The sequence below is a fragment of the Plantactinospora sp. CNZ320 genome, assembly GCF_002846275.1.
In genome coordinates, this window is sequence record NZ_PJMP01000001.1 from 5562874 (window position 1) to 5588986 (window position 26113).

Annotated in this window: 23 protein-coding genes and 1 tRNA gene; 16 read left to right on the top strand and 8 right to left on the bottom strand. The window is 69.4% G+C overall.

Going from position 1 to position 26113, the window contains the following annotated elements:
- Positions 1–9: 9 nt before the first annotated feature.
- From CLT71_RS24815 to CLT71_RS24830, 4 genes are read left to right on the top strand one after another with little or no spacing between them, the layout of a single operon-like run.
- Complete coding sequence (locus tag CLT71_RS24815) at positions 10–441, top strand: roadblock/LC7 domain-containing protein (protein WP_101369227.1); 432 nt, start codon at positions 10–12, stop codon at positions 439–441.
- Between the two features lie 22 nt (positions 442–463).
- Positions 464–835, top strand: a complete 372-nt coding sequence (locus tag CLT71_RS24820; protein WP_101369228.1) for a DUF742 domain-containing protein — start codon at positions 464–466, stop codon at positions 833–835.
- Positions 816–1454 carry an ATP/GTP-binding protein gene (locus CLT71_RS24825; protein ID WP_101369229.1) on the top strand — a complete coding sequence of 213 codons (639 nt, stop codon included), beginning with the start codon at positions 816–818 and terminating at the stop codon, positions 1452–1454. Before CLT71_RS24820 ends, CLT71_RS24825 begins: the two co-directional genes overlap by 20 nt.
- A gap of 53 nt (positions 1455–1507) precedes the next feature.
- Complete coding sequence (locus CLT71_RS24830) at positions 1508–2731, top strand: cytochrome P450 family protein (RefSeq protein ID WP_101369230.1); 1224 nt, start codon at positions 1508–1510, stop codon at positions 2729–2731.
- Between the two features lie 54 nt (positions 2732–2785).
- Here the strand turns inward: CLT71_RS24830 and CLT71_RS24835 are convergent, their stop codons facing one another.
- The 5 genes from CLT71_RS24835 to CLT71_RS24855 are packed head-to-tail and all read right to left on the bottom strand — an operon-like array spanning position 2786 to position 7957.
- On the bottom strand, positions 2786–3451 hold the full coding sequence (locus tag CLT71_RS24835; protein ID WP_486483432.1) for a hypothetical protein: 666 nt from the start codon (positions 3449–3451) through the stop codon (positions 2786–2788).
- Between the two features lie 57 nt (positions 3452–3508).
- Positions 3509–4411 carry a carbohydrate ABC transporter permease gene (locus CLT71_RS24840; protein ID WP_101369231.1) on the bottom strand — a complete coding sequence of 301 codons (903 nt, stop codon included), beginning with the start codon at positions 4409–4411 and terminating at the stop codon, positions 3509–3511.
- Entirely contained in the window at positions 4411–5397 is a 987-nt protein-coding gene (locus CLT71_RS24845) for a carbohydrate ABC transporter permease (protein ID WP_101369232.1), read from the bottom strand. Before CLT71_RS24845 ends, CLT71_RS24840 begins: the two co-directional genes overlap by 1 nt.
- Before the next feature lie 31 nt (positions 5398–5428).
- Entirely contained in the window at positions 5429–6775 is a 1347-nt protein-coding gene (locus CLT71_RS24850; protein WP_101369233.1) for an extracellular solute-binding protein, read from the bottom strand.
- An 18-nt stretch (positions 6776–6793) separates the two neighbouring features.
- Complete coding sequence (locus CLT71_RS24855; protein ID WP_101369234.1) at positions 6794–7957, bottom strand: LacI family DNA-binding transcriptional regulator; 1164 nt, start codon at positions 7955–7957, stop codon at positions 6794–6796.
- A gap of 241 nt (positions 7958–8198) precedes the next feature.
- Here CLT71_RS24855 and CLT71_RS24860 point away from each other — a divergent pair, with 241 nt between their 5' ends.
- The 7 genes from CLT71_RS24860 to CLT71_RS38195 all read left to right on the top strand — a co-directional run bounded on the left by CLT71_RS24860 (position 8199) and on the right by CLT71_RS38195 (position 18526).
- Positions 8199–9527 (top strand): Gfo/Idh/MocA family protein, encoded by a 1329-nt coding sequence (locus CLT71_RS24860; RefSeq protein WP_101369235.1) that lies wholly within the window; start codon positions 8199–8201, stop codon positions 9525–9527.
- A gap of 87 nt (positions 9528–9614) precedes the next feature.
- Positions 9615–11051: a glucuronate isomerase gene (uxaC, locus tag CLT71_RS24865; RefSeq protein ID WP_101369236.1), complete on the top strand. Its 1437-nt coding sequence runs from the start codon at positions 9615–9617 to the stop codon at positions 11049–11051.
- Positions 11052–11112: 61 nt separating this feature from the next.
- A complete protein-coding gene (locus tag CLT71_RS24870) occupies positions 11113–12423 on the top strand; it encodes an enolase C-terminal domain-like protein (RefSeq protein ID WP_101369237.1) in 1311 nt (436 codons plus the stop codon).
- Complete coding sequence (locus CLT71_RS24875) at positions 12414–13919, top strand: mannitol dehydrogenase family protein (protein ID WP_101369238.1); 1506 nt, start codon at positions 12414–12416, stop codon at positions 13917–13919. Before CLT71_RS24870 ends, CLT71_RS24875 begins: the two co-directional genes overlap by 10 nt.
- Positions 13916–15148 (top strand): Gfo/Idh/MocA family protein, encoded by a 1233-nt coding sequence (locus CLT71_RS24880; RefSeq protein ID WP_101369239.1) that lies wholly within the window; start codon positions 13916–13918, stop codon positions 15146–15148. The genes CLT71_RS24875 and CLT71_RS24880 overlap by 4 nt, the downstream gene beginning before the upstream one ends.
- A 349-nt stretch (positions 15149–15497) precedes the next feature.
- Positions 15498–16817 carry a pectate lyase family protein gene (locus CLT71_RS24885; RefSeq protein WP_486483433.1) on the top strand — a complete coding sequence of 440 codons (1320 nt, stop codon included), beginning with the start codon at positions 15498–15500 and terminating at the stop codon, positions 16815–16817.
- 131 nt (positions 16818–16948) lie between these two features.
- Positions 16949–18526: a pectate lyase family protein gene (locus CLT71_RS38195; protein WP_486483434.1), complete on the top strand. Its 1578-nt coding sequence runs from the start codon at positions 16949–16951 to the stop codon at positions 18524–18526.
- 74 nt (positions 18527–18600) lie between these two features.
- On the opposite strand, the gene CLT71_RS24895 is transcribed toward CLT71_RS38195, so the two are convergent.
- Positions 18601–19947 (bottom strand): family 16 glycosylhydrolase, encoded by a 1347-nt coding sequence (locus CLT71_RS24895; protein WP_101369241.1) that lies wholly within the window; start codon positions 19945–19947, stop codon positions 18601–18603.
- Positions 19948–20156: 209 nt separating this feature from the next.
- A complete protein-coding gene (locus tag CLT71_RS24900) occupies positions 20157–21248 on the bottom strand; it encodes a sn-glycerol-3-phosphate ABC transporter ATP-binding protein UgpC (protein WP_101369242.1) in 1092 nt (363 codons plus the stop codon).
- A gap of 319 nt (positions 21249–21567) precedes the next feature.
- On the opposite strand from CLT71_RS24900, the gene CLT71_RS24905 reads away from it, so the two are divergent.
- Positions 21568–21644: transfer RNA gene (locus CLT71_RS24905), tRNA-Thr, on the top strand.
- A 73-nt stretch (positions 21645–21717) separates the two neighbouring features.
- Here CLT71_RS24905 and CLT71_RS38200 read toward each other — a convergent pair.
- Positions 21718–22032 carry a tyrosine-type recombinase/integrase gene (locus CLT71_RS38200; protein WP_486483435.1) on the bottom strand — a complete coding sequence of 105 codons (315 nt, stop codon included), beginning with the start codon at positions 22030–22032 and terminating at the stop codon, positions 21718–21720.
- A gap of 573 nt (positions 22033–22605) precedes the next feature.
- On the opposite strand from CLT71_RS38200, the gene CLT71_RS36620 reads away from it, so the two are divergent.
- From CLT71_RS36620 to CLT71_RS24920, 4 genes are all read left to right on the top strand, one after another.
- Positions 22606–23388, top strand: a complete 783-nt coding sequence (locus CLT71_RS36620; RefSeq protein WP_143743599.1) for a hypothetical protein — start codon at positions 22606–22608, stop codon at positions 23386–23388.
- Between the two features lie 144 nt (positions 23389–23532).
- The gene (locus CLT71_RS24915; RefSeq protein WP_101369243.1) at positions 23533–23805 is read left to right on the top strand and encodes a hypothetical protein; all 273 of its coding nucleotides are present in this window, start codon (positions 23533–23535) and stop codon (positions 23803–23805) included.
- A gap of 114 nt (positions 23806–23919) precedes the next feature.
- Positions 23920–24285 carry a hypothetical protein gene (locus tag CLT71_RS37150; RefSeq protein ID WP_158242303.1) on the top strand — a complete coding sequence of 122 codons (366 nt, stop codon included), beginning with the start codon at positions 23920–23922 and terminating at the stop codon, positions 24283–24285.
- 5 nt (positions 24286–24290) lie between these two features.
- Complete coding sequence (locus CLT71_RS24920) at positions 24291–26111, top strand: caspase, EACC1-associated type (RefSeq protein ID WP_158242304.1); 1821 nt, start codon at positions 24291–24293, stop codon at positions 26109–26111.
- The last annotated feature ends 2 nt before the right edge of the window (positions 26112–26113 follow it).

Sequence of the window (26113 nt, forward strand, 5' to 3'; positions counted from 1 at the left end):
TGACGAACGATGAGCGCGAAGCAAGACCAGAGCTGGATGCTGGCCGAGGTGGTCTCGGTGCCGTACGTCAGGCACGCCGTGGTGCTCTCCGCCGACGGTCTGGCGATGGTCCGGTCCGAGCACACCGAGCAGGATGTCGCCGACCGGCTCGCCGCCGCCTGCTCCGGATTGCAGTCGCTGGGCCGCAGTGTGGGCCGGGAGTTCGGTTCCGGCGGGCGGTCCACCCGTTCGCTGCTCATCGAGTTCGACGGCGGTTACCTCTTCGTCCGGCGGGCCGGTGACGGCTCGCACCTGGCGGTGGTGACCGAACCGGCCGTCGACCCGGCACTCATCGCCCACCAGATGCAGGCCCAGGTCAACAAGATCGGTGAACGCAATCTCGCCACCACGGCCCGGCACGGCAACGGAGCGGCACCGGGGGTTGGCGGGGCCGGAACATGACCGACCGGATCGGGGAGCCTGGATGATCTCTCCTGACGACCGGAGCCGCGGATACCGCGACTCGGCGCTGCGGCCGTACGTGCTGACCAAGGGCCGGGCCCGCCCGTCGCGGAACACGATCGGCGTGGACACCCTGCTGATCGCGACGGATTCGGCACCGTCGCTGCCGCTCTCGGCCGGTCGTCAGGAGCGCGCGCTTTTGGCGATGTGCCGGGGGCTGCTCTCGCTCGTCGAGGTCGCCGCCCGGCTGGAGTTGCCGGTGAGCGTCGTACGCGTGCTGGCGAGCGACCTGGTCGACTCCGGCCACCTGACCGCACGGGCCGGCAGCCCGGATACCGCCCAACCCTCCCGGGAACTACTGCAAGAGGTGCTCAATGGACTCCGTGCCCTCTGACGGGTACCTGCCCGGCAGCGTGACCAAGTCGGTGAAGATCCTGGTGGTCGGGAGCTTCGGAGTCGGCAAGACCACCCTGATCGGCTCGGTCAGCGAGATCACGCCGCTGCGTACCGAGGAGACCCTGACCCAGGTCAGCGAGGGGGTCGACGACCTCACCGGCCTGGCCGGCAAGCGCACCACGACGGTGGCGATGGACTTCGGGCGGATCACGCTCAACCCGACCCTGGCGCTCTATCTGTTCGGCACGCCGGGACAGCGGCGGTTCTGGGACCTGTGGGACGGGCTCGCCGCCGGTGCGGCCGGAGTGCTGGTGCTTGTCGACACCCGCCCCGGTCGGCTGGAGGCGAGCTTCGAGGTCTTCGACCAGTTGGAGATCGGCACCCAGATGCCGTTCGTCGTGGCGGTCAACCACTTCCCGGACACGGTCCCGCACGGTGCCGAGGAACTGCGTACCGCGTTGGACCTGCTGCCGGAGACGCCGATCGTGGACTGCGACGCCCGCGACCGGGCCTCGGTGCTGAAGGCGCTCACCACGCTCGTCGAGTACGCCGTCGATCTCGCCGGCGGCCCGGCTCCGGCCCAGAACATCCCGGCTCCCCAGAAGGTGGTCTCGTGACAGCCGCGACCTTTCGTTCGCGGGAGCCGGGGGCTCCCACCAGCCTCGACCAGATGACCGGACTGACGCCGCTCATCTCCACGACGAAGTGCCCGGAGCCGCAGCACGTGTTCCGGAAGCTGCGTGAGGATTACGGGCCGGTCGCACCGGTGGAACTCGAACCGGGGGTCAACGGCTGGCTGGTCCTGGGATACCAGGAGATCCTCACGGTCGCCCGGCAGGAGCAGGCGTACTCCGCCGACCCGGCGAACTGGTCGGTGTACCGGGAGAACAGGCTGGCGCCGGACTCGCAGGTCCGGGCGATGATGTCGCCGTACGACAATGCCTTCTTCACCGACGGTGAGCGGCACCGGCGGCTGCGTGCCCCGATCGACGGTGGGCTCGGCCGGATCGACCAGCGGCAGTTGCGGCGTGCCGTGGCGGCCCTCTGCGCCGACGTGATCGCCGACTTCGCCGGTCGGGGCGAGGCCGATCTGGTCGCCGACTACGCCGCGATCATCCCGGTGCTCGCCATGGCGGACGTCTTCGGGATGGACGCCGCCCAGGGGCGTGCCCTCTACCAGGGGCTGCTGGAGCTGTACTCCTGGCAGGGCGACGCCGCGGCCGCCCGGCAGCGGGTCGTGGGGCTGATCGCCGATGCGGTCGCGGCACGCCGGGCGGCACCGACGAAGGACCTGACGAGTTACCTCGCCGAGCATCCGAACCTGCGCAGTGACGCGGAGATCTACGACACGATCCTGCTGCTGATCGTGGGGGCGAACGAGAACGCCATCAACTGGATCAGCCAGACGTTACGGCTGATGCTCACCGACGAGCGGTTCGGCGGGCGCCTCCGGGGCGGCCGGCTCGGGGTGGACGACGCGCTTGACGAGGTGCTGTGGCGGGATCCGCCCTTCACGAACGTCGCGGCCCGGTACGCGCTCAAGGACACCGAGTTGGCCGGGCAGCCGATCCGGCGGGGTGACGCACTGATCCTCGGGCTGGCCGCCGCCAACGCCGATCCCCGGATCCACACCGGCGCCGGGGCGTTCAGCGAGGTCGGCAACCGGGCACACGTCGCCTGGGGCGTCGGTCCGCACTCCTGCCCGGCCCGGCTTCCGGCCCGGCTGATCGTCCGGACCGCGGTCGAGACAGCCCTGCACCGGCTGCCGGGGGTCCGGTTGGCGATTCCGGCCGAGGAGGTGGCGCCGGTGGATTCGGCGTGGACCCGTGGCCCGGCGGCGCTGCCGGTACGCTTCGCGCCGCTCCAGGAGATCGCCACCGAGCAGCGGTCCTGACCCCGTACCCGGCCCGGCGGCCCGAACCCGGCCGGTCCGCGTCACCGCCACCGGTCAACCGGTGGCGGCGGCTCTCCGGTCGAGTCGGCGAGTGGTGGCGTGCAGCCCGAAGAGGGTGTAGCCGACCAGCAGCGGGGTCAGCGGCGGCAGCACGAGTACGCAGAGCAGGGCCGCCAGGGCCACGGTGCCGGCGGTGCCGAGCAGGGTCGCCGGACGGTCCCGTACGGTCCGGGACGCCTCCCGGAGCGCGTCCCGCCAGCCCCGGCCGCCCCGCTGGCCGAGGCGTACCACTGTCAGTCCGGCGAAGCCGCCGGCAGCCGCCGCGAGTAGCGCGGTGACCGCGACCAGCGCCGCGCCGCCCGGCACGACACCCCGGGTCAGCGCGAGCAGGTTCACCGCGAGTACGGCGGCGACGATCCCGGCGAGCACCGTGGGCAGGACGCCGGGGAGTACCGCCCGGCGGAAGTCGCGCAGCACCTGGCGTACCCCCGGCCAGCTTCCGGTCTCGATCCAGTGCTGGAGCGCGGCACTGCCGGTGGCGACCGCGGCTCCCGCGGTGACCACCGGCAGCGAGGCGAGGGTGACGACGATGCCGAGCAGCGCCAGGTCGCTGGCGTTACGCAGGGTCTCCCGCCAGTCCGGCCGGCTCGGCGCCGCCGACGGCGGCTCCTCCGGCCAGGCCGGCCCGGTTTCCCGGGTACGCCGTGGCGGCTCAGCCATCCTCGTCACCCGCACCTCTCCCGCATCGCCGCGATCATCCCGGTGTGATCCTCCGGTTCATCCTTTCAGCCCGCTGGTGTTGATGCCCTCGACAAGCATCCGCTGGAAGGCGATGAAGAAGAGGAAGACCGGCAGCAGCGAGAGTAGCGACATCGCGAACATCGGGCCGACCGCGCTCTGGCTGGTCGAGTCGATGAAGAGGGTGAGCGCCACCGGCACGGTGTAGTCCTCCAGGTCGGAGAGGTAGACCAGCTGCCGGAAGAAGTCGTTCCAGGTCCAGATGAACGAGAAGATCGCCGTGGTGACCAGCGCGGGTCGGCTCAGCGGCAGGATCACGTGCCGGAAGATACCGTACGAGGTGGCGCCGTCGATCTTGGCTGCCTCGTCCAGTTCGCGCGGAATGCCCCGCATGAACTGCACCATCAGGAAGACGAAGAACGCCTCGGTGGCGAGGAACTGCGGCAGCACCAGCGGCAGGTACGGCCAGGCGGCACCGACCATCCCGGTCTTCTGGAACAGGATGTACTGCGGAACGATCAGTACGTGCCCGGGGAGCAGCAGCGTCCCGATCATGACGGCGAACCAGAGCCCACGCAGCCGGAACCGCAACCGCGCGAAGGCGTACGCGGCGAGCAGGCAGGAGATGGCGTTGCCGAGCACGGTGAGCAGGCTGACCACCGCGCTGTTGAGGAAGAACCGGCCGAAGTTGACGTCGAAGTTGGTCCAGCCGTCGGTGAAGTTGCCCGGGGTGAACTCGCGGGGGAGCAGCCCGATGTTGCTGACGATCTCCTCCTGCGACTTGAACGAGGTGCCGATCATCCAGAACAGCGGATAGAGCACCACCGCGAGGATCGCGATCAGGATCAGCAGCCGGAGGGCCTGCCGGCCGGCGCCGCCCGGGCGACGGCGGGCGGTCGCCGGAGCGCCGGGCCGGGGCAGGGTCGGAGTCTGGGCGACCATCAGTTTCCGTCTCCGTCCGAGTAGTGCACCCAGAACCGGCCGGTGCTGAAGAAGACCACCGTGATCAGGGCGATCGCGACCAGGAAGACCCAGGCCATCGCGGAGGCGTAGCCCATCTCCAGCTCGGTGAAGCCGGTGATGTAGAGGTTCAGCGTGTACATCAGGGTGGAGTCGACAGGCCCGCCGGTGCCGTTGCTGAGCACGAACGCCGCGGTGAAGCCCTGGAAGCCGTTGATCGTCTCCAGTACCAGGTTGAAGAAGATCACCGGGGAGAGCATCGGCAGGGTGATGTTGACGAACTGCCGGAGCTTGTTGGCGCCGTCGACCGCCGCCGCCTCGTACAGCTCGGTCGGCACCTGCTTGAGCCCGGCCAGGAAGATCACCATCGGCGCACCGAACTGCCAGATGGCGAGCACCATCAGGGTCTCCAGGGACCAGTCCGGGTCGTTGACCCAGGGCTTGCCCTGGATGCCGAAGAGGCTCAGGAACGAGTTGAACGCGCCGTCCCGGTTGAACATGCTGACCCAGACGATGGCCAGCGCCACGCTGCCGCCGAGCAGCGACGGCAGGTAGAACAGGCCCCGGAACAGCCCGACTCCGCGCCATGCGCGGTTGAGCAGCAGCGCGACCCCGAGCGCCGCGGCCAGCTTCAGCGGTACGGCGATCAGCCCGAACGAGAGCGTCACCTGCACCGCGTGCCAGTACGACGGGTCGGCGGTGAACATCCGCTCGTAGTTCGCCAGCCCCACCCACTCGACGTCCGACAGGTCGGTCAGGATGTCGTAGTTGGTGAAGCTGAGATAGAGCGAGAGCAGCATGGGTATCGCCGTGACGGCCATCAGGCCGATCAGCCAGGGCGACAGGAAGACGTAGCCGGCCAGACCCTCGCCGTGCCGGGTCTTCCGTCCGGGCCTCCGCGACTTGGCGGAGGCCCGGACGGTTTCCCTGGCCGGCGGAGTCGGGTTGGGCGCCGTGGTCAACGCCACGAGCCAACTCCTCTCCGAACGTGTGACAGCGCTACGCGATCGCTGCCTTGGCGGCCTCGTAGTAGGCGGCGGCGGCCTGGGCCGGGGCCTGCCGCCCGTACTGGACCTCCTCGGCGAACTTGATCAGCTCGGACCGGACCTTGCTGTGCCCCTTCAGCGGCACCTGCGGGGACGGGCCGAACTTGGCGCCGAGTTCGTTCTCGACCTGGATCGACTGCTTCATCGCCGGGTCGGTCACCGAGTCGCTCACCTGCTGGCGCACTTCCAGGTTGGACGGCAGGCCACGGTCGGTGCCGAGGACCTTGCCGGCCTCCGGGTCGTTGGCCAGGAAGTTGATCACGTCTACCGCGATGTCCGGGTGCTTGGTCTTGCCGAAGACCGAGAAGTACATCGAGGCGCGGGCCCACTGCGCGCTCGGGTCACCCGGGTACGCGATGACGCCCAGCTCGTCCTTTGTGTTCTTCTTCAGCTCCGGCAGCTGGTTGGCCCAGACGAACGAGGTACCCGCCTTGCCGGTCACCACCAGTTGCTTGGTGATGTCGGTGGCGTTGCCCTCGTGGATCACGTCCGGGGTGGGGGTGGCCCCCTGGTCGCGGGCGCCCTTCCACAACTCGAACCACTTGGTCACGTCGTCGGCGGTGAAGCCGAGTTCCTTGCCCTTGTAGAGGTCCTTGCCCTGCTGGCGCAGCCAGACCCAGAACGCCTTGTAGTCGGCGCTCGGGTCCATCGTGCCGGGGATCTTGGTGACCTTGCTGGCGTTCGCCGCCCAGGAAATGAACGCCTCCCAGGTCATCCCGGTGGTCGGCTCCGGCAGGCCGTGCTTCTGCAGCAGCGACTTGTTGTAGACCAGACCCTGGGTGTTCTCCCCGGATGCGACCCCGGCGAACTTGCCGTCCACGACGCCGTACTCGTAGAGGCTCTTCGGGAACTTGGAGATGTCGAGCTTCCCCTCGTCCTTGTACTTCGTCAGGTCGAGAGTGGTGTTCCGGGAGGCGTACTCGGTCAGGTAGTTGTCGTCGATCTGGAAGATGTCCGGGGCGTCGCCGCCGGCGGTCAACGTGGCGAGCTTGTCGAAGTAGCCCTGGTTGGCCTGCCAGGTCTTCTTGAACGTCACGTTGGGGTGCTTGGCGGTGTAGAGCGCCAGCGCCTGCTCGGTGAGCTTGGCGCGCGCCTCCCCGCCCCACCAGAAGATCGAGAGTTCGACCTTGGCGTTCGGGTCGGTGCTCGCCTCCTCGCCTTCGCCGCAGGCGGCGGTGGCGCCGAGCACGAGGGGAAGGGCGACCATCGCGGCGGTGATCCGGAGCAGGCCTCGACGGTGCAGGGTACGGCGGCTACGCGCGACAGGCACGTTTGCCCTCGGGGGTGTGGCGGGGTGCATTTCGCTCACTCCTTGGCGTTAGGAGGCGACACTTTCGGGGGTGGCCGCGGTCACGTCGCCCGGGACCGGATGGCCGTGCGGGCCCGGGCGAGCGGGAGATGCCGCGCCCGGACGGTCGGCTGCTGCCGCCGTTCCGGGCCGGTCGGCCGAAGCCGCCGGACCGACACCCGTCGAGTCGCGGATGACCAGTTCGGTCTGCAGGCTTACCTGTGCGGTGGTGCGACGGTCGTCGGTGGTGCTGGCCCGTCCGCCGCCGCGACCGGCGCGAGCGGAGGCGGAACCGTCGTGTTGCAGGAGCATGTCGACGGCCGTCCGGCCGGCGGCCGCGGTTGGCGTGGCCACCGTCGTCAATTTGGGTCGGGTGAGGCGGCTCAGCGCGATGTCGTCGATGCCGACCACGCTGATGTCCTGGGGCACCCGTAGCCCGAGTGAGTCCAGTCCTTCCATCAGGCCGATGGCCATCAGGTCGTTGTAGGCGAGCACGGCGGTGGCGCCGCTGCGGCGTACCTGTTCGGCCATGGCGATGCCGCCGCCCTCGGTGGGCGGGTTGGGGCCGAGCACGGTCAGCGAGGCGTCCGCGGCCCGGGCGGCGGCGGCGGCGGCCCGGCGGATCTCGCGGTTGGTCCACGAGCCGCGTGGACCGCCGAGCAGGGCGAGGTCGCGGTGCCCGAGCCCGGTCAGGTGTTCGACGGCGAGCCGGGCGCCCTGGCCGACGTCCATCACCACCGCCGGCAGCCCGGTGACCTGGCGGTTGATCACGACCAGCGGCACCTCGCGGCTGAGCTGCTCGATCAGGCTGTTGCTCATCCGGGGGCTGCACAGCAGCACGCCGTCGACCTGCTTGGCCAGGGCGTGCACCAGGTCCTCCTCGGCCGCCGGGTCCTCGTTGGTGTCGGCGATGAAGATGTGGTAGTCGCGCTGCCGGGCCTGGCTCTCCGCCGCCTTGATCAGTGGCGGGAAGAACGGGTTGGCGATGTCGGCGATGATCAGGCCGATGTTGTGGGTGCGGCCGGTGATCAGGGCTCGGGCGGCCCGGTTGGGCCGGTAGCCGAGGTGTTCGGCGCAGGCCAGCACCCGGTTGCGGGTCTCCGGGTTGACCAGGTGGGGGGCCGAGAACGTCCGCGAGACGGTGGAGATGTGCACCCCGGAGGCCCGCGCGACGTCTCGAATGGTGGCTGGCACGCGAGTCCTCTCTGTGGCTGCCGGTGTGTCTGCCGTCACTTGGTTGGCCAATTAATGCAAACGGTTGCTCAAGTGTCAACGGGCATCGGTTACGGCTTTGTTGCGGTGCGCAGCTATGGGAGCACTCCCATAGTTATAAATGCGGATAATGTTCGCAGCTCTGTTACCTGACGTTGACGACCGGCCCGGGTGCGTGGTTACTTCTCCTGCAAACCTTTGCAGCCAACGGAGGCGAGCTGAGATGACGGCAACCCCGGGAAGGCAGCGCTTCGCCCTGGTCGGCACGGGCGCACGCGCGGAGATGTTCGTCCGCGCCCTGGTGCTGGACCACCCGAACACGGCCGAACTCGTCGCCTTCGCCGACGTCAACCCGGCCCGGATGAACGCACACAACGGCTGGCTCGCGGAACTCGACTTCGAGCCGGTGCCGACGTACCTGGCCAGCGAGTTCTCCAGCATGCTGGAGAAGGAACGGGTCGACGTCGTACTTGTGACAAGTGTGGACCGCACGCACGACGAGTACATCGTCGCGGCGCTGCGGGCCGGCTGTGACGTGATCACCGAGAAGCCGATGACCACCGACGTGCCCCGGTGCGAGCGGATCCTGCGTGCCGTCGCCGAAACGGGCCGGAACGTTTCGGTCGCCTTCAACTATCGCTACAACCCGTTGCACGAGAAGGTCCGGGAGGTGCTCGCCGAGGGTGCGATCGGCGAGATCGGCTCCGTGCACTTCGAGTGGCTGCTCGACGTACGCCACGGTGCCGACTACTTCCGGCGCTGGCACCGGGACAAGGCGAACTCCGGCGGGCTGATGGTGCACAAGGCGAGTCACCACTTCGACCTGGTCAACTGGTGGCTGGACGCGAACCCGGTCCAGGTCTACGCCGCCGGACGGCTCTTCTTCTACGGTGACGAGGCCGGCAGGCGGCACGGCTACGCCCGCCCGTACGACCGGGCGCACGGCTCGCCCGACGCCGCAGACGACCCGTTCGCACTGCACATGGCCGACCACCCGAGGCTGCGGGCGCTCTACCTGGAGGCGGAGGCCGAGGACGGCTACCACCGCGACCAGAACGTCTTCGCCCCCGGGGTGACCATCGAGGACGATATGGCGGTGCTGGCGCGCTACGACAGCGGTGCCACCATGACCTACCACCTGACCGCGTACGCACCCTGGGAGGGCTACCGGGTGATGTTCAACGGCAGCCGGGGGCGGCTCGAACTGGAGGTGGTGGAGAGTGACTTCGTCAGCCCGCAGGCGGCCGGCGAACTGAAGGGTGCCGCGCTGCACGGTGTGCAGGCCGCCGTGGAGGAGGGCTGGGCGAAGATCACGCTGCGGCCGTTCTGGGAGCAGCCCCGGGAGGTACCGGTCACCGGCTACACCCGTACCGGACACGGCGGCGCGGACGCCCGGATGACCGCGGTCCTCTTCGGCGGCCACACCGACCCGATGAACCGGGCCGCCACCGCCCGGGACGGCGCACTCGCCCTGCTCACCGGCCTGGCCGCGAACCGATCCTTCGAAACCGGGCAGCCGGTCCGCGTCGCCGACCTACTCACCATCCCCTGACCTGGCTGTAAGGAAGGGCCCCTTTATCTACAAAAAGCGCTATGCGGGGGCCCTTCCTTACAGTTCTGACCCGCGAGGAGTTTGCCCGTGTCCGCACCGTCCGACCGGCCCGACCTGCTCTTCCCGTCCGAGCCCAGCCAGCGGGCGATCGCCCGCGAGCTGTACGCGCTGGTCCGGGACCGGCCGCTGATCTCGCCGCACGGGCACGTGGACCCGGGCATCCTCGCGGACGACGTCGCCTTCCCCGACCCGGCACAGCTGATCATCGTGCCGGACCACTACCTGACCCGGATGCTGCTCAGCCAGGGCGTCACCCCGGCCGAGCTGGGCGTACCGGCGGTGGACGGCGAGCCGGTCGAGACGGACGGGCGGACCATCTGGCGGCGCTTCGCGGCACACTGGCACCTGTTCCGGGGTACCCCGAGCCGGCTCTGGCTGGAGGAGACCTTCCGGAACGTCTTCGGGGTGACCGCCCGGCTCTCGCCGGAGACCGCCGACGAGATCTACGACGCGATCGCCGCGCAGCTCAACCAGCCGGAGTTCCGGCCCCGGGCGCTCTTCGAACGCTTCAACATCGAGGTACTTGCCACCACCGAGTCGCCGCTGGACGAGTTGGGCCGGCACGCCAAGCTCGCCGCCGACGGCTGGGGTGGACCCGGCGGGCGGGTGATCACCACCTTCCGGCCGGACAATGTCGTCGACATGGAGTTCGACGGCTGGGCCGACAACGTCGCCCGGCTCGGCGAGATCGCCGGGGAGGACACCGGCCGGTACCCCGGCTACCTCGCCGCGCTGCGCAGCCGCCGGGAGGCGTTCATCGCCGCCGGGGCGACCTCCACCGACCACGGCCATCCGACCGCGCTGACCCTGCGGCTGACCGAGGCCGAGGCGGGCACGCTCTACGAGCGCGGGTTGCGCGGCGAGGCGACCGCCGAGGACGCCGAGGCGTTCCGGGCGCACATGCTCGTCGAGTTCGCCCGGATGTCCATCGAGGACGGTCTGGTGATGCAGCTGCATCCCGGCTCGGTACGCAACCACAACCGCTGGCTCTACGCCAAGCACGGCCGGGACGTCGGCGGCGACATCCCGCAGGCGACCGAGTACCTGCACGCGCTCACTCCGCTGCTCGACGCGTACGGCAACGATTCCCGGCTGCGGCTGGTCGTCTACACGCTCGACGAGTACACCTTCACCAGGGAACTGGCCCCGCTGGCCGGCGGCTACGCGGCGCTCTACCTCGGCGCGCCCTGGTGGTTCCTGGACTCGCCGGAGGTGCTGCGCCGGTTCCGCGAGGCGGTCACCGAGACCGCCGGCTTCTACAACACCGCCGGTTTCGTCGACGACACCCGGGCGTTCTGCTCCATTCCGGTACGCCACGACGTGGCCCGGCGGATCGACGCCGGCTTCCTGGCCCGGCTCGTGGCCGAGCACCGGCTCCCGCTCGACGAGGCGGCGGAGACCATCGTCGACCTCGCCTACCACCTGCCCAAAAAGGTCTTCAAGCTCGGGAGCTCGGACCGGTGAGCGCGAGGAATGAGCGAGCGCAGCGAGTGAGTCCCGCAGTCGGGAACGAAAGGTGAATACAGTGACGGTTACCATCACCGGCGTCGACGTGCACGACGTGCGGTTTCCGACGGCGGCGGCCGGGGACGGCTCGGACGCGATCAACCGGGGTGACTACTCGGCCAGCTACGTCGAGTTGCGCACCGACGCGCCGGACGGGACCTTCGGGGCGGGTTTCACCTTCACCAACGGCCGGGGCAACGAGCTGACCTGCGCCGCCATCACGGCGCTGGCCCACCACGTGGTCGGCAGGACAATCGCGGAGATCGTCGCGGAGCCGGTCGCTTTCTGGCGGTCGCTCAGCGCCGACGTGCAGCTGCGCTGGCTCGGGCCGGAGAAGGGCGTCATCCACATGGCGACCGGTGCACTGGTCAACGCGGTCTGGGACCTGCGGGCCAAGCTGGAGCGCAAGCCGCTGTGGCGGCTGCTCGCCGAGATGCCGAGCGAGGAACTCGTCCGCAACGTCGACTTCCACCACATCATCGACGCGATCAACCCGGCCGAGGCCGCCGCCATTTTGGACAAGGGGCAGGTCGGGCTGGCCGACCGGCTCGCCGAGCTGGAACGGGACGGCTTTCCGTCGTACACCACCTCGGTCGGGTGGCTCGGCTATCCGGACGACAAGGTCCGGGCGCTGACCCGGGAGGCGTACGCCCAGGGGTGGCGGGCGATGAAGATGAAGGTCGGCGGCCCGATCGACGACGACGTACGCCGGGCGCGGATCATCCGGGAGGAGATCGGCCCGGACGCGCTGCTGATGATGGACGCCAACCAGGTCTGGGACGTCGACGAGGCGATCGAGAACATGTCGCGGCTGGTGGAGTTCGACCCGTACTGGATCGAGGAGCCGACGCACGCCGACGACGTACTCGGGCATGCCCGGATCGCCGAGGCGGTGACCGGGCTCTCCGGCGGGCGCTGCCGGGTCGCCACAGGTGAGGTGGCGGCGAACCGGGTCATCTTCAAGCAGCTCATGCAGGCCGAGGCGATCGGGGTCTGCCAGATCGACGCCTGCCGGATCGGCGGGGTCAACGAGGTGCTCTCGGTGATGCTGATGGCGGCGAAGTTCGGGGTGCCGATCTGCCCGCACGCGGGCGGCGTCGGCCTCTGCGAGTACGTCCAGCACCTGGCGATCTTCGACTACCTGCGGGTCGGCGCCTCGCTCGACGGCCGGATGGTCGAGTACGTCGACCACCTGCACGAGCACTTCGTCGACCCGGTACGCACCAGAGGCGGCCGCTACCTGCTGCCGGAGCAGCCCGGTTACAGCTCGACGATGAAGCCGGCCTCGATCGCCGAGTACTCCTTCCCGGACGGCCCGGTATGGGGGTGACCGTCGGCGCGTCGCGGCTGGGTCTCGGCGCGCTGCGCAGGTTGCCGGAGTCGAGTCGTCCGCTGGTCCGGCCCGGTGCGGTACCGGCCGGGATCGTGCACCTCGGGCTGGGCGCGTTCCACCGGGCACACCAGGCGGTCTACACCGAGGAGGCGCTCGCGGCGGCCGGTGGTGACTGGGGCATCGTCGGGGTGGCGCCGCGCAGCACCGACATGGTGACCAAGCTCGCCGCCCAGGACTGCCTGTTCAGTGTGACCAGCACCTCCCGGGCGGGCAACGATACCCGGGTGATCGGTGCGCTCGCCGAGGTCAGGCATGCGGCCAGTGACCCGGCGGCGATCGTCGCGCTGCTGGCCGACCCGGCCATCCGGATGGTGACCTTGACGGTGACCGAGAAGGCGTACCAGCTCGATCCGGCGACCGGCCGGCTCCGGCCCGACGAGGCGGTGCTGGCCGACCTGACCACCGACCGGCCGCCGCAGACGGTGCCGGGCCTGCTGGTCCGGGGGCTGTTGGCCCGGGCCGTCGCCGAGGCCGGGCCGATCGCCCTGGTCAGCTGCGACAACCTGCCGTCGAACGGGGAGCGGCTGCACAGCATGGTCGGCCAGGCGCTCGAGGTGGTCAGTGCGGGTGCGGGCGGCCGGTCCGAGCGGATCGCCGACTGGCTGCACGGCAACGTCAGTTTCCCGGGCACCATGGTCGACCGGATCGTGCCGGCGAGCACCCCGCAGACGCTTGCCGACGCGCAGGCGGCGCTCGGGGTGAGCGACCTGGCGGCGCTGGCCGCCGAGCCGTACCGGCAGTGGGTGATCGAGGACCGGTTCCCGGGTGGGCGGCCGGCCTGGGAGCGGGCCGGTGTGGTGATCACCGACGACGCCGGCCCGTGGGAGCGGCTCAAGCTGCGCGCGCTGAATGGGGTGCACTCGGCCACCGCCTACCTCGGCGCGCTGGCCGGCCGGGAGACCATCGCCGAGGCGCTGGAGATCCCGCACCTGGCCGGGGTGCTGCGCCGGCTGATCGCCGAGGACGTGGCGGCGAGTTTCACCCCGCCGGACGGCGTCTCGGTGGTCGACTACGGCGAGGAGGTGCTGGAGCGGTTCGCCAACCCGGTGCTCCGGCACCGCACCATCCAGATCGCCATGGACGGCTCGCAGAAGCTGCCGCAGCGGGTGCTGCACACCATCGAGGACCTCCGGGCGGCAGGTGCCCGGCCCCGGTGGGCGGCCCTGGTGGTGGCGGCCTGGATGCGCTTCGTCCAGGGCCGGGCCGACGACGGTACGTCGTTGCCGCTGGACGACCCGCTCGCCGACCAGATCCGGGCGGCCCTGTCCGCCGGAAAGCAGTCCCCGGCCGGGGTGGTGCAGGCGCTCTTCGGGTTGACCGAGGTCTTTCCGGCGGAACTCGCCGCCGACGACGAGGTACGCGAGCGCGTGGTCGAATGGCTGACCGCGTTGGATCGGCACGGGGTGGAGAAGACGTTGGCAGGTGTGGCATGAGCGGAGTCGGTGCGCCGCCGAGGGTGGCACTGGTCGGGGCGAGCGGGCACGGCGTGTGGCACCGCCGGATCATCGCCCCGCTGCACGACGCGGGGAAGCTGGAGCTGGTCGCCCTGGTCGACGTACGCCCGGTGGAGGCTGCGCCGGACGCGCCGGTACCGGCCGGTACCGGCGTCTTCACCGACCACCGCGAGATGCTCGCGGCGACCCGGCCGGAGGTGGTGGTGATCTGCACCCCGCCGCACACCCACCTGCCGATCGCGCTGGACGCGATCCGGGCCGGCGCGGACCTGCTGCTGGAGAAGCCGCCGGTGCTCTCGCTTGCCGAGCATCGCACGCTGGCCGCCGCGCTGGCCGAGCACGGCCGGGTGGCCCAGATCGGTTTCCAGGCGCTCGGCTCGGTGGCGCTGCGCGAGCTGACCTCGGCGGTGGCCGACGGCCGGCTGGGTCGGGTCACCGGGATCTCCACAGTGGCGTCCTGGCAGCGCACCGACGGCTACTACGCCCGTGCGCCGTGGGCCGGCCGGCGCAGCCTGGACGGGCGGCCGGCGCTGGACGGCGTACTCGTCAATCCGCTGGCCCACGCGGTGATGCAGTGCCTGGCGGTCGCCGGGGCGGCGGTGTCGGCCGGTGTGGTCGCGCCCTCGGGCCCGGTCGACGGCGTCGGGCCGGACTGGCCGGCCCAGATCGAGCTGGAGCGCTACCGGACCCGGCCGATCGAGGTGGACGACACCGCCGCGCTGCGGGCGACCCTCGGTTGCGGCCTGCCGGTGCTGGCGGCGGTCACGCTCGCCGGTGAGGACTTCATCGCCGGGGAGGTGATCGTGCACGGCACGGCCGGCCGGGCGGTGCTGGAATACACCACGGACCGGTTGACGCTGCCCGGTGATCCGGGGCCGCGCGAGGTGCCGGGCCGGGTGAACCTGCTGGAGAACCTGCTGGCGCACCGGGCGGATCCGGCGGGCGTGCCGCTGATCGCGCCGCTGTCCCGTACCGCCGGCTTCACCGCACTGGTGCAGTCGATCTCGACAGCTCCGGAGCCGGCGTCGGTCGGCGCCGATCAGGTGGTGGAGACCGGTGCGGGGCCGGAGCGGGTACTCACGATCCGGGGAGTCAACGCGGCGTTGCGCCGGGCGGCGGCGGAGGGTGCGCTGCTGTCGGAGTTGGCTGTGCCGTGGGCGGTGAAGCCGTACCGGGCGGCGGTGCAGCGGGAGACGGACGATGCGTGACGGCCGGCGCGGCTGCGTGAGAAGAGGCAACGGACTGCAAATCTCGGGGACAATCGTCCGATAAGAAATCGGACCGAATATCCTCTACTCGGCAAAGGGCGGCCGGGCTGATAGTTATTGCGTCTGATCAATGCAACATATCTGCAAACAGAACGCATTGACACATTTGAGCGTTGCTACCTACCGTTCAATAAGAAGAGATTTCGTAAGCATTACGAGATCCGGCGAACGGTAGACAGACGCGGAGAGTGTGATGCGATCGAGCAGGTTTACCGCGGCCGTGGCCGGTGGTCTTCTCGTGGTCTCCGGCGCTGTGGTGGCAGCGCCCGCCACGGCCGGTGCAGCGGCAGTGCCCGCGACGCTCGGTGCGGCGGCGGCGCTCGCGACGGTCGGCGGGCACGGCGGGGGCGGACTCTCCTGGGGAGCCCGTCTGCTCGGCCGGCAGGCGTTGCCGGCCGGCGACGGCTGGGCGGCGGCCGGACCGGGCACCACCGGTGGCTCGGCGGCCACCCCTGAGCAGGTGCACGTGGCCCGGACCCGGACCGAACTGGTGGACGCCCTCGGCGGCGACAACGCCACCAACAGGAACAACGCCACTCCGAAGATCATTTATATCAAGGGGACCATCGACGGTTTCGAGTCCGACGACGGGCGGCTGCTGGACTGCGCCGACCTGGCCGACCCCGAGTACTCGCTCGACGCGTACCTGGCGGCGTACGACCCGGCGACCTGGGGACGGGTGGCGCCGTCCGGGCCGCTGGAGCAGGCCCGGGTCCGCTCGGTGGCGAACCAGACCCGGCAGACCCAGATCAACGTCGGACCGAACACCACGATCGTGGGACTGTCCGGTGCGACCCTCGCCGGGCTGACCCTGATGGTGGACACCGCAAACAACGTGATCGTGCGCAACCTGACCCTCGCCGACGCCCGGGACTGCTTTCCCGCCTGGTCGCCCACCGACGGCGACGCCGGGAACTGGAACTCGCAGTTCGACCTGATGTCGGTACGGCGCAGCGAGAACGTCTGGGTCGACCACAACACCTTCACCGACGGCGACAACCCGGACAGTGGGCTGCCTGTCTACTTCGGACGGCCGTACATGGTGCACGACGGATCGCTCGACATCACGCACACCGCCAGCCTGGTGACCGCCTCCTACAACCGGTTCGTGTCCCGGGACAAGGTGATGCTGATCGGCTCCTCGAACACCGTCGGCCCGGACGTCGGCCGGCTCGACGTGACGCTGCACCACAACCTCTTCGACGGCACCATGCAGCGGCTGCCCCGGGTGCGGTTCGGCCGGGTCGACATCTACAACAACGCCTACCGGCTCGGCGGGGACGAATTCGGCTACGCGATTGGGATCGGCGTGCAGTCGGCGGTGTACGCCGAGCACAACCACTTCACCCTCGACTCCGGTATCACCGCCGCCGACCTGCTCTACGACTGGGGCGGCACGGCGCTCACCGAGCGGGGCAACCGGGTACGCGAGGGGCGGAAGCCGGCCCGGCCGGTGAGCCTGCTGGCCGCGTACAACGCCGAGCACGACCCCGACCTGGGCGGCGACGCCGGATGGACGCCGACGCTGCGGGCCGGGCCGGTGCTGCCCGCCGCACTCGTACCGCTGGTGGTGCAGGCCCTGGCCGGAGCCGGTCGGCTGCCGGTGTGACCTCCCGGCCCGGTCGTCCCACCGGGTCCGGCACGCGGCGGCGCGGCGCCGCCGACAACGCAGTACCCACACCGCCGCCGTCGCCGCGCCGACGGCGGCCCACCACCCCCACCCCACAAGGGAGGCTCAAGGTGCGGAATCGAAGAACTCGTCGCGGCCTGCTCGCCGCGACCGGCGCGGGCCTGCTGGCCGTCGCGCTGACCATCGGCGTCATCACCAACCCGGCGCAGGCGGCCACCATCTACTCGGACAACTTCGACGACGGCAACGCCGACGGCTGGTCGAAGTCCGGCGGCGACTGGGCGGTGGTCACCGACGGTTCCCCGGCGTACCGGCAGGGCAACGCGGGCAGCGAACTGGCCCGGGGCTTCGCCGGGGACAACGGCTGGACGAACTACCAGATCCAGGCCCGGGTCAAGCCGCTGTCGTTCAACGGCTCGAACCGGCTGGTCGCGATCGCCGCGCGGGCGAACAGCGCGACCCGGATGTACCGGCTGGCGCTGATCAACGCCAACCGGGCCGAGTTGCAGGCGGTCAACGGCAGCTCGATCACGGTGATCGGCTCGGCGTCGGTGACGGTCTCCACGGGTAGCTGGTACACCCTGCGGCTGGTGGTCAACGGCAGCTCGATCCAGGGCTTCGTCAACGGCGCGCAGGTCGGCTCGGGCAGCAACTCGGCACAGACCGCCGGCCGGATCGCCCTGGTGACCGTCTACGCCAGCGCGGTCTACGACGACGTCAGCGTCGACACGGCCGGCTCGCAGCCGACCAACCCGCCGACCTCCACCACCCGGCCACCGACCAGCCAGCCGACGACGCCGCCGACGACAGGTCCGACGCTGCCACCGCAGACCGGGCTGGTCGGCTGGGCGACCCAGAACGGCGGCACCTCCGGCGGCGGCAGCGCCGGTACCACCACGGTGACCAGCGCCTCGGCGCTGAGCAGCGCGGTCGGCTCCAGCAGCGCGGCGGTGATCCGGGTCTCCGGCACCATCTCCTGCTCCGGAATGCTCCGGGTCCGCTCCAACAAGACCATCCTCGGGGTCGGGTCGAGCGCCACCATCTCCGGCTGCGGCTTCACCATCAACGGCGACCGCAACGTCATCATCCGCAACCTGAACTTCCGGGGTTGGGACGACGACGCGATAAACGTCGAGAGCGGGGCCACCAACGTCTGGGTGGACCACAACAGCTTCACCGACGGGTACGACGGTGCCGTCGACATCAAGCGCGGCTCCGACTTCGTGACCGTCTCCTGGAACCGGGTCTACGGGCACGACAAGTCGATGCTGCTCGGGCACAGCGACGACAACGCCAGCCAGGATGTCGGGCACCTGCGGGTCAGCTACCACCACAACTGGTTCGACGGTTCCGGAACCCGGCACCCCCGGGTACGGTTCGGCAACCCGGTGCACGTCTACAACAACTACTACTACAACAACGAGTACGGTGTCGCCTCCACGATGGGCGCCGGGGTACTGGTCGAGGGGAACTACTTCGAGAACGTCGACGAGCCGACCCTGGTCGGGTACGCCGACTCGGACCCGGGCGCGATCGTGCAGCGCAACAACTACTTCGTCGGCTCCGGCAGCCCGCAGAGCGGTGGCGGGAGTGTGGCGGGGATCCCGTACTCGTACCAGCTCGACAACGCCAGCAGCGTGAAGTCGATCGTGACCGGCGGTGCCGGTACGGGGCGCATCGGCCTGTGACAGACGGCGGGGCACCCCCGGTCGATCCAACGACGACCGGAGGTGCCCCGCCCTCCCGTGAACGTTTTACCCGGTCAGGACGTCGCGGGCCGCTGGTACACCCGTACGTAGTCGACCTGGAAGTCGGCCGGCAGCACCGTCGTCGCGTCCGGGTTGCCCAGCCAGCCGCCGACCTGGTAGTTCAACCGCAGGTGGTACGGCTTGTTGAAGACCTCGTCGAACCAGGTGGTGGTGGTCCGGTCCCGCTGCCACACCAGCACCCCGTCGATGTACCAGCGGAGCACGCCCGGCTCCCACTCGGTGGTGTAGGTGTGGAACCCGTCGCCCGGGTACCCGGTGGCGAAGGTGTGCCGGTGGTCCTGCTTGATCGGCGTGTAGTCGTAGAAAATCGCCTGGGTGGCCGCCTTGTAGTACTGCGAGCCGCCGGGCAGCTCGACGACGTCGATCTCGCCGGTACCGCCGCCGTCGGGCCGCATCCAGAACGCCGGCCAGAGCCCCTTCGAGTTGGTCGGCCCGTTCGGCGACTTGGCCCGTACCTCGAAACGGCCGTAGGTGAACGACGCCTTGCCGCCGTCCGTGGCCAGGTAGCTGGTGGTGTACTGGCGGGTGCCGCCACCACCGCAGGTGTACTGCTCCTTCCGGACCCGCATGGTCAGCAGGCCACCCGAGACGGAGACGTTCTCCGGCCGGCTGGTGATGCAGGCCAGGTCGTAGTCGACCCAGCTGTTGTTCCGGGCGTTCCACTTCGTGGTGTCCAGCGAGGTGCCGTCGAACTCGTCCCACCAGGTGAGCGTCCACGGCGGGGCGCCGGTGTCGTACGTGATCACCAGCCGGGGGCGGATCGCGGTGTTGGTGTGCTCCCGGGACGCCCAGTAGGTGCGGGTGCTCGGCGACTGCTGGCGCAGCGCGAAGGCGAAGGTGCCGTTCCCGGGCACCGCCCGGGAGACGTCGAAGCCGTTGTACCCGGCCACCAGGCTGGAGGTGGAGGCCAGCGCGGCGCCGAGGGTGGGCCGGTTGGCCCAGGTGCCCGGACCGCTCGCACCACCGCTTGCCGGATAGGCGGTCACCGAGGCGGTGGCCGCGTTCCAGGTGTAGACCTCGAGCCTGGCGCGGATGTTCGTCGCCGTGCTGGGCAGGCCGCTGACGGTGAAGCCGAGAACCGGCTGCCGCTCCCCGTTGGCGTTGCCCTCGCAGGACTGCGGACAGGAGGCCAGGGTGGTCTTGACGCCGTTGTCACCGTCCGCGGTGATCGGCGTGTACGTGGTGTCGGCATTGGCCGTGACCGTGAGCGTCTGCGCGGCCTGCACGACAGGTGCGGTGGACGTCGCCTGAGCGGAGCCGGCCGGGCCGACGACGGCAGGCGCCATCGCTACGGTCGTCACTCCGAGGAAGATCGACACCCATCCCCGTTTTTTCTGCATTGCACTCCTTTGTGGACGCCAGGATCATCGATGTCCGGCGGATCAGGAGGCTAGCAGCAGATCGATCATGAAGTGGGTCGTCGAGACCACGTTGCCCCGATGCTGGCCCCGCCGCAGGGCGGGCGACCAGCCGAAAGACGTCGATCAAAAAACTCGGGCCGGCCGCTCGCGAGGAGCGGCCGACCCGAGGCGAAACTACCGGGGAGAGGTCAGATCCGGGTGCCGGTCACGGCGTGGAAGGCGTGGTTCCGGCCGGTACGCGGCTTCACGTACACGGTGTCGCCCATGTTCGGCATGTTCCGGCGGTCGGTACGCACCACGAACCGCTCCGAGGTGCCGTCGATCGCGGCGTGGCCGTAGACGTTCGCGTCCGAACCCAGGTCCTCGACCAGCTCGACGACCAGGGCGAGGCCGCCCTCGTTCGGCGAGACCAGGTCGCAGTCCTCCGGGCGGAAGCCGACGGTCACCTTGCCGTTGCCGCCCTCGGCCTGGGCCGCGGCCACCTGCTCGCGGGTCAGCGGCACGATCAGGTCGGCGAACGTCGCGCCGCCCTCGGTCAGCGGCACCGTCTTGATGTTCATGGCGGGGGAGCCCATGAAGCCGGCGACGAAGACGTTGGCCGGGGTGTCGTAGAGCTCACGCGGGGTGTCGACCTGCTGGAGTACGCCGTCCAGCATGACCGCCACCCGGTGGCCCATGGTCATCGCCTCGACCTGGTCGTGCGTGACGTAGACGGTGGTGACGCCGAGCTTGGCCTGGAGCGTCGCGATCTGGGTACGCGTCTGCACCCGGAGCTTGGCGTCGAGGTTCGACAGCGGCTCGTCCATCAGGAAGACCTGGGGCTCGCGGACGATCGCCCGGCCCATCGCGACCCGCTGGCGCTGACCGCCGGAGAGCGCCTTGGGCTTGCGGCTGAGGTAGTCCTCCAGCTGGAGCAGGGCGGCCGCTTCCTTGACCCGCCGGTCGATCTCCGACTTCGAGGTCTTGCGGAGCTTCAGCGCGAACGCCATGTTCTCGTAGACCGTCATGTGCGGGTAGAGCGCGTAGTTCTGGAAGACCATCGCGATGTCGCGGGCCTTCGGCGGCAGGTGGGTGACGTCCCGGGTGTCGATGTAGATCGAGCCGTCGTCGACGTCTTCCAGCCCCGCGAGCATGCGGAGGCTGGTGGACTTGCCGCAGCCGGAGGGACCGACCAGGACGAGGAACTCGCCGTCGCCGATCTCCAGGTCGAGGTGGTCGACCGCTGGGCGCTCGGTACCCGGGTAGATCCGGGTGGCCTTCGAGTAGGTGACCGTAGCCATGGTGCAGCGCTTCCTTCCACCGGCAGGAACGTGCCGGACGATCCGAGTGAAAGAACGACCGGCGCTACCGCACCGGTCCCGTGGACGGCACCCGGGCGGCCAGGGCAGCGTCGGGTGTCATCCGCGTCACGCCACGGTAAACGGGTTTTTCTCACATGCCAAGGTGGGGCGGCGTTTCTGGGATGTACCTGACGAACATTTCGGGCATCCGGGCACGGTCCGCCACCAAGCGCTCCGGAGGGCGACCGGTGTCGGGTATCGGAATCGGTGCCGCCCATGGTAGGAGGGCATCTGTCGCTATGCTGACCACGAACATCGCGCCCCTGTAGCTCAGTTGGCCAGAGCACTCGCCTTGTAAGCGAGTGGTCGTCGGTTCGAGTCCGACCGGGGGCTCCAACTACACCAGGCGTTCCGCGACGGGAGCCCGTCCGGTCGGCCGGGTCGACAGCAACGCTGACAGCAACGCCGGTCATGACAGCCGCCCGTCGAGCTTGCCGAGCGCCTGACGCATGGCGTCAAGGTTGGCGTGAGCGTAGACCTTGAGAGTGATCTTCACGTCGGCATGCCGGGCGATGGCCTGCACGACGTGCGGCGGGACGCCCAGTTCCATCAGCAGCGAGACGACGGTGTGTCGTAGGTCATGCAGGCGGACGCCGGGCAGGTTGGCGGTCTCCCGGAGCCGGGCGAACGCGTGGCTCAGGTTGCTCGGTTCGATCGGGGTACCCCGCTGGGAGGGGAAGACGAGGCCGTTCCTCCCAGACCTCGACCAGGGTGGCCCGCTCAATTTGCTGGCGCTCCTCCAGCAGGGCGAGCCAGGTCAGCTCGGGTAGCGGGAGCACCGCTTCGGAGTCCTCGGTCGTGGCGCTCAGGACGTCGAGATGCCCGGCGAGACCCGCTGAACCGTTTGCTGGACCCGTAGCGTGCCTTCGTCCAGGTCGACGTCTGACCCGCGGAGCCCAAGCAGCTCACCTCGCCGCAGGCCCATCGTGTGGCAGCGACGACGTAGAGCTCGTGCAACCAATGGCCAGACGTGGTGCCGCCGGCCTGACCGGCCCGGAGGGTCCTGCCGGCCCCGAAGGAGGCCCGGCTCCAGGACGGCCGGGGTAGGGCCATGGCCTCAGTGGGGCCGAAGGCGTGGGTGGTGTCGGCGACCACCGCAGGGCCATGCCGATCGCCATAGGACGGAGATCGCAGGGTAGGCGAGGACCTGCTCTTGCGAGGGTGATGGTGGGGAGCAGGCCCTCGGGCACGGAGCCCTCGTGGGCCGTCCGTGTGGACCGGGTTGTGCCCTTACCCCGACCGCCGAGCAAAAATCGATGTATCGCCGGACGTGGATTGTTGATTCTACATTGGCTGCATGAGCGGAAGTAGGCGGCCGGTTGAGTTGATGTTTGCCACCCTGGCTGTGGTGGTCGGCTTCAACATCGACTTCAACGCGTACGTCGGCAGGGCGGCTGACTACCTGGGCCTCGCGCCTGATTCAGTAGGCCGGAAGATATTGCTGGGTTTGAGCGTGCCAGTTGCGGTGGTGGGCTTAACTTGGCTATCGATCTTTCTGTTCCATCGCCTGATGTGGCCCCTCTCGCCGAAGTCCGAGTGTCGTCGAGGCCTCTGGGTCTACTTTCTCCTTGCTCGCACCGATCGAGGAGATATTCCTGTCGCGGGCTGGTTTCGCATCCATCACACACCCGACGAGATCAAGGTCAACGAGGCTTTGGCGTACTACGTAGATGGATCAAAGATGGTGTTTCGTGGGGAATGGAGTAGTGAAACGGTCTGGACGGGTGGCCGACGGCTGTCGTTGATCTTTACGATGATCGCACAAGGTGTGACTCGTGAACCGCTGCCCTCCCAATATCAAGGACATATTCAACTGACGTCAAGATCTCGCGGTAGTCACGGCGAGCGAGACCTCTGGACGGGGTATTTTCACGACCTCGGCGACCGTCGGGGCGTCCACGGGCCCGTCGCAGCCTTTCGGCTGCCTCTGTGGCAGATGCTCCAGCCACCAAACCGCCTGCTTATCAAGAACGTCGACAGACTTCGCATCTCGACGCACGAACTCGTCGGAGAGGCAGTTGGCTTTGGGAATAGCCGACAAGATCCGGAACGTACGCGGAATGATCAAGCGCCTCGCTAAGGGGTCGGTTGACATCCGCCGTGCTGTCATGAGGGGTGCCGTAGGTGGTGGACGGACGCCCGAGGTCACGAACAGGGGATAGGCGCCGCTGAACGGAGCGCACAGCGGGCTCCAACTCCATCAGACGTCCGCGGCGACATCACCATGTCCGACCTGTCGGGCGTCTACACCAGCGTTGAGGGCGGGCGGATCGAGCTGAGCGAGGACGGACGCTACATCGCGAGCAATATGCCGGAGGGTGCGGGTCCCTCGGGAGAGGGCACGTGGACTCTCGACCTCGATTCGCCAGGCACCGAGGACATGAGGCTCGGGCGCACCCAGATGTGGATATCCGGCGATCGGGAGGAGCCCTGGCTGTACCGATACGTCGGCGACCCGGACGATTGTGAGCTGATCAGGTTTCACGAGCCCCGTTGATTTCTGAGTATGTGACGGGATCGACGAAGCGTCCGGAGCCCTGTGCAGCGAGTGGCCGTCGGTTCCGGTCCGGCTCTTGTTGTCCTGTTGGGACAGAGACGGGATACTGCCGTCGTGGCTGACGACGTTGCTGTGCTGCTCCGCTTCGCCTCGACCGACGACCTGGAGCAGGACGAGGAACTGACCCGGCGGCTTGCCGGCGACGCCAGGGATCTCGACGTCGGCGAGGTCCGTCTCGAACGGGCCGCACCCCATCCCGACGATCCCAAGTCAGGGCTGACCCCGATCGAGTGGGTCGAAATCGTGGTGACCGCCGGGCCGGCCCTGGTCAACGTGGTGCGACTCGCACAGGATTGGGCCGCTCGGTCGCGACGGTCTGTCCGGGTCCGCATCGGCGAGGACGAACTGTTGCTGAGTTCCGTCAGCGACAGTCAGCAGGACAGAATCATCGACGAGTTCTTCGACCGACACCGCGACTGAGCACCGTGGCCGGCGGGAGGACCATCGCCGCGCCGCTCCTGCCCCGGGGCGGCCGGTACGCGTTGGTCGTCGCGACCTCCACGTACTCGGATCAGGAGTACGGCGACCTGGCCGCCGCGCGACAGGACGCCCAGTTGATGTCCGAGTTGCTCGGCGATCCCGAGATCTGCGGTTTCCAGGTCGAGACGCTGGTCAACCGCTCCCACGCAGAGATCCGGCACGCGATCGAGCGCACCTTCAATGCGCGCGGCCGCGACGATCTCGTACTGGTCTACTTCTCCGGGCACGGTGTCAAGGACGACACCGGCCGGCTGCATCTGACCGCCACCGACACCGTTCACGAGACGTTGAAGGCGACATCCGTCTCGTCGCGTTTCCTGCTCGACTGCTCGGAAGCCTCAGCGGCCGCCGGGCAGATCATCATCCTGGACTGCTGCTTCAGCGGCGCCTACGACGCCAAGACCGCCGGGCTGGTCGACCTGCTGGCTCCCGATCTCCGGGCGGGCGAGGTCACTCGGGGGCGCTACGTCATCACCTCGTCGCGCGGCGGGGAGTACTCCTTCCAGAGCCGGCGACCGGACGGTCAGGTGTTCGGGTCGGTGCTCACCGTCGCGCTGGTGGAGGGCATCCGCACCGGACGGGCCGACATCCGCGACAGTGGGCAGATCAGCGTTGAGGACGCCTACCGGTACGCGTGGGCAGCGGTCACCGAGCGGAACAAGCATCAGCATCCGCAGTTCCACATGCGCTCCGGTGAGGGCGACTCGATCCCGCTGGCCCGCAATCCCCTCGGCAGGAGGGCCCACTCTCAGGGTGTTTTCGAGCCGTTGGCAGGGCTGGCGAGCCCGGACGCCGATACCCGGTGGAAGAGCGTCGAGGAACTCGGTGCCCTGCTCCGCGACGAGAACGCGGCCAAGGTCGTACTGGCTCGGCAGCATCTGCAGCGGATCGTCGCCACCGACGACGAGGTGCTGGCGCCGCTGGCGCGCCGCCTGTTGACGGTGGAAGGGGTGACGGGCGAGCCCGACTCCCGCCGACGGCCGAGTCCCCGCCCCCGGCGACCGCCGTCGCGCCCAGACCCGCCGGAGAACGTCGTCGTCACCGGTACGGCACCGACCGCCGCGCCCTGGGCGGAGGAAGACGACCTGGATTTCGTCGACCCACTGGACGCCGACGACGGGTTCCTCCTGCCGACCGACCCGGAATTCGAGGAACTCCTGCCGAGCACGGATCCGCTCGGCGTCTTCCACCGGCTTCCGTACTCTCATGCCGGGCCGGAGCCGAGCGCGAGGGTCGCCAGGTGGCTCTTCCCGACGGAACGGTACCGGGGTGAGTGGAGTCGGCACTGGATCGACGCGACCGTGGCAGCGGCCGTCGCGGGTCTCGCGGCCGGTCGTGCGTCGCTCGCCGACCCGGTTCGGCTGACGTTCCTGCCGGCCACCCTCGGCAACGTATCCACCACCGAGTTGGCGCGTTGGGTACTGATCCTGGTGGCGGTGCTGGCCGGTCTCCGCGCATCGTCCTGGCCGGCATGGCGGGTTTCGCTGAGCAATCGGCAGATCATGGTGCTACGCGGGCTGCTCTGGCGGCGGATCTCGACGATCCCCGTGGACCGGATCACCAGCATCGGGATGTCCCAGTCCCCGCTGGGCCGGCTGCTGGGCTATGGGACGCTGCGACTCCGCACCGGAAGCTGGCGTACCCATCGCATCCGTCGGCTGGCCAGCATCGATCTGGTCTGGCTGTACTTCGTGGAGGAGCGGTACGAGCCGAACGCCGCCGCGGCGCGGTACGACCGCCGGGACGAGGACGACGAAGGGCGGTGACT

Bases quoted from the DNA above. Each gene is read 5' to 3' on its own strand.
- CLT71_RS24815 (WP_101369227.1), top strand. From the start codon at position 10: ATGAGCGCGAAGCAAGACCAGAGCTGGATGCTGGCCGAGGTGGTCTCG.
- CLT71_RS24820 (WP_101369228.1), top strand. From the start codon at position 464: ATGATCTCTCCTGACGACCGGAGCCGCGGATACCGCGACTCGGCGCTG.
- CLT71_RS24825 (WP_101369229.1), top strand. From the start codon at position 816: ATGGACTCCGTGCCCTCTGACGGGTACCTGCCCGGCAGCGTGACCAAG.
- CLT71_RS24830 (WP_101369230.1), top strand. From the start codon at position 1,508: ATGACCGGACTGACGCCGCTCATCTCCACGACGAAGTGCCCGGAGCCG.
- CLT71_RS24835 (WP_486483432.1), bottom strand. From the start codon at position 3,451: ATGGCTGAGCCGCCACGGCGTACCCGGGAAACCGGGCCGGCCTGGCCG.
- CLT71_RS24840 (WP_101369231.1), bottom strand. From the start codon at position 4,411: ATGGTCGCCCAGACTCCGACCCTGCCCCGGCCCGGCGCTCCGGCGACC.
- CLT71_RS24850 (WP_101369233.1), bottom strand. From the start codon at position 6,775: ATGCACCCCGCCACACCCCCGAGGGCAAACGTGCCTGTCGCGCGTAGC.
- CLT71_RS24860 (WP_101369235.1), top strand. From the start codon at position 8,199: ATGACGGCAACCCCGGGAAGGCAGCGCTTCGCCCTGGTCGGCACGGGC.
- CLT71_RS24875 (WP_101369238.1), top strand. From the start codon at position 12,414: ATGGGGGTGACCGTCGGCGCGTCGCGGCTGGGTCTCGGCGCGCTGCGC.
- CLT71_RS24880 (WP_101369239.1), top strand. From the start codon at position 13,916: ATGAGCGGAGTCGGTGCGCCGCCGAGGGTGGCACTGGTCGGGGCGAGC.
- CLT71_RS24895 (WP_101369241.1), bottom strand. From the start codon at position 19,947: ATGCAGAAAAAACGGGGATGGGTGTCGATCTTCCTCGGAGTGACGACC.
- CLT71_RS24900 (WP_101369242.1), bottom strand. From the start codon at position 21,248: ATGGCTACGGTCACCTACTCGAAGGCCACCCGGATCTACCCGGGTACC.
- CLT71_RS36620 (WP_143743599.1), top strand. From the start codon at position 22,606: ATGAGCGGAAGTAGGCGGCCGGTTGAGTTGATGTTTGCCACCCTGGCT.
- CLT71_RS24915 (WP_101369243.1), top strand. From the start codon at position 23,533: ATGTCCGACCTGTCGGGCGTCTACACCAGCGTTGAGGGCGGGCGGATC.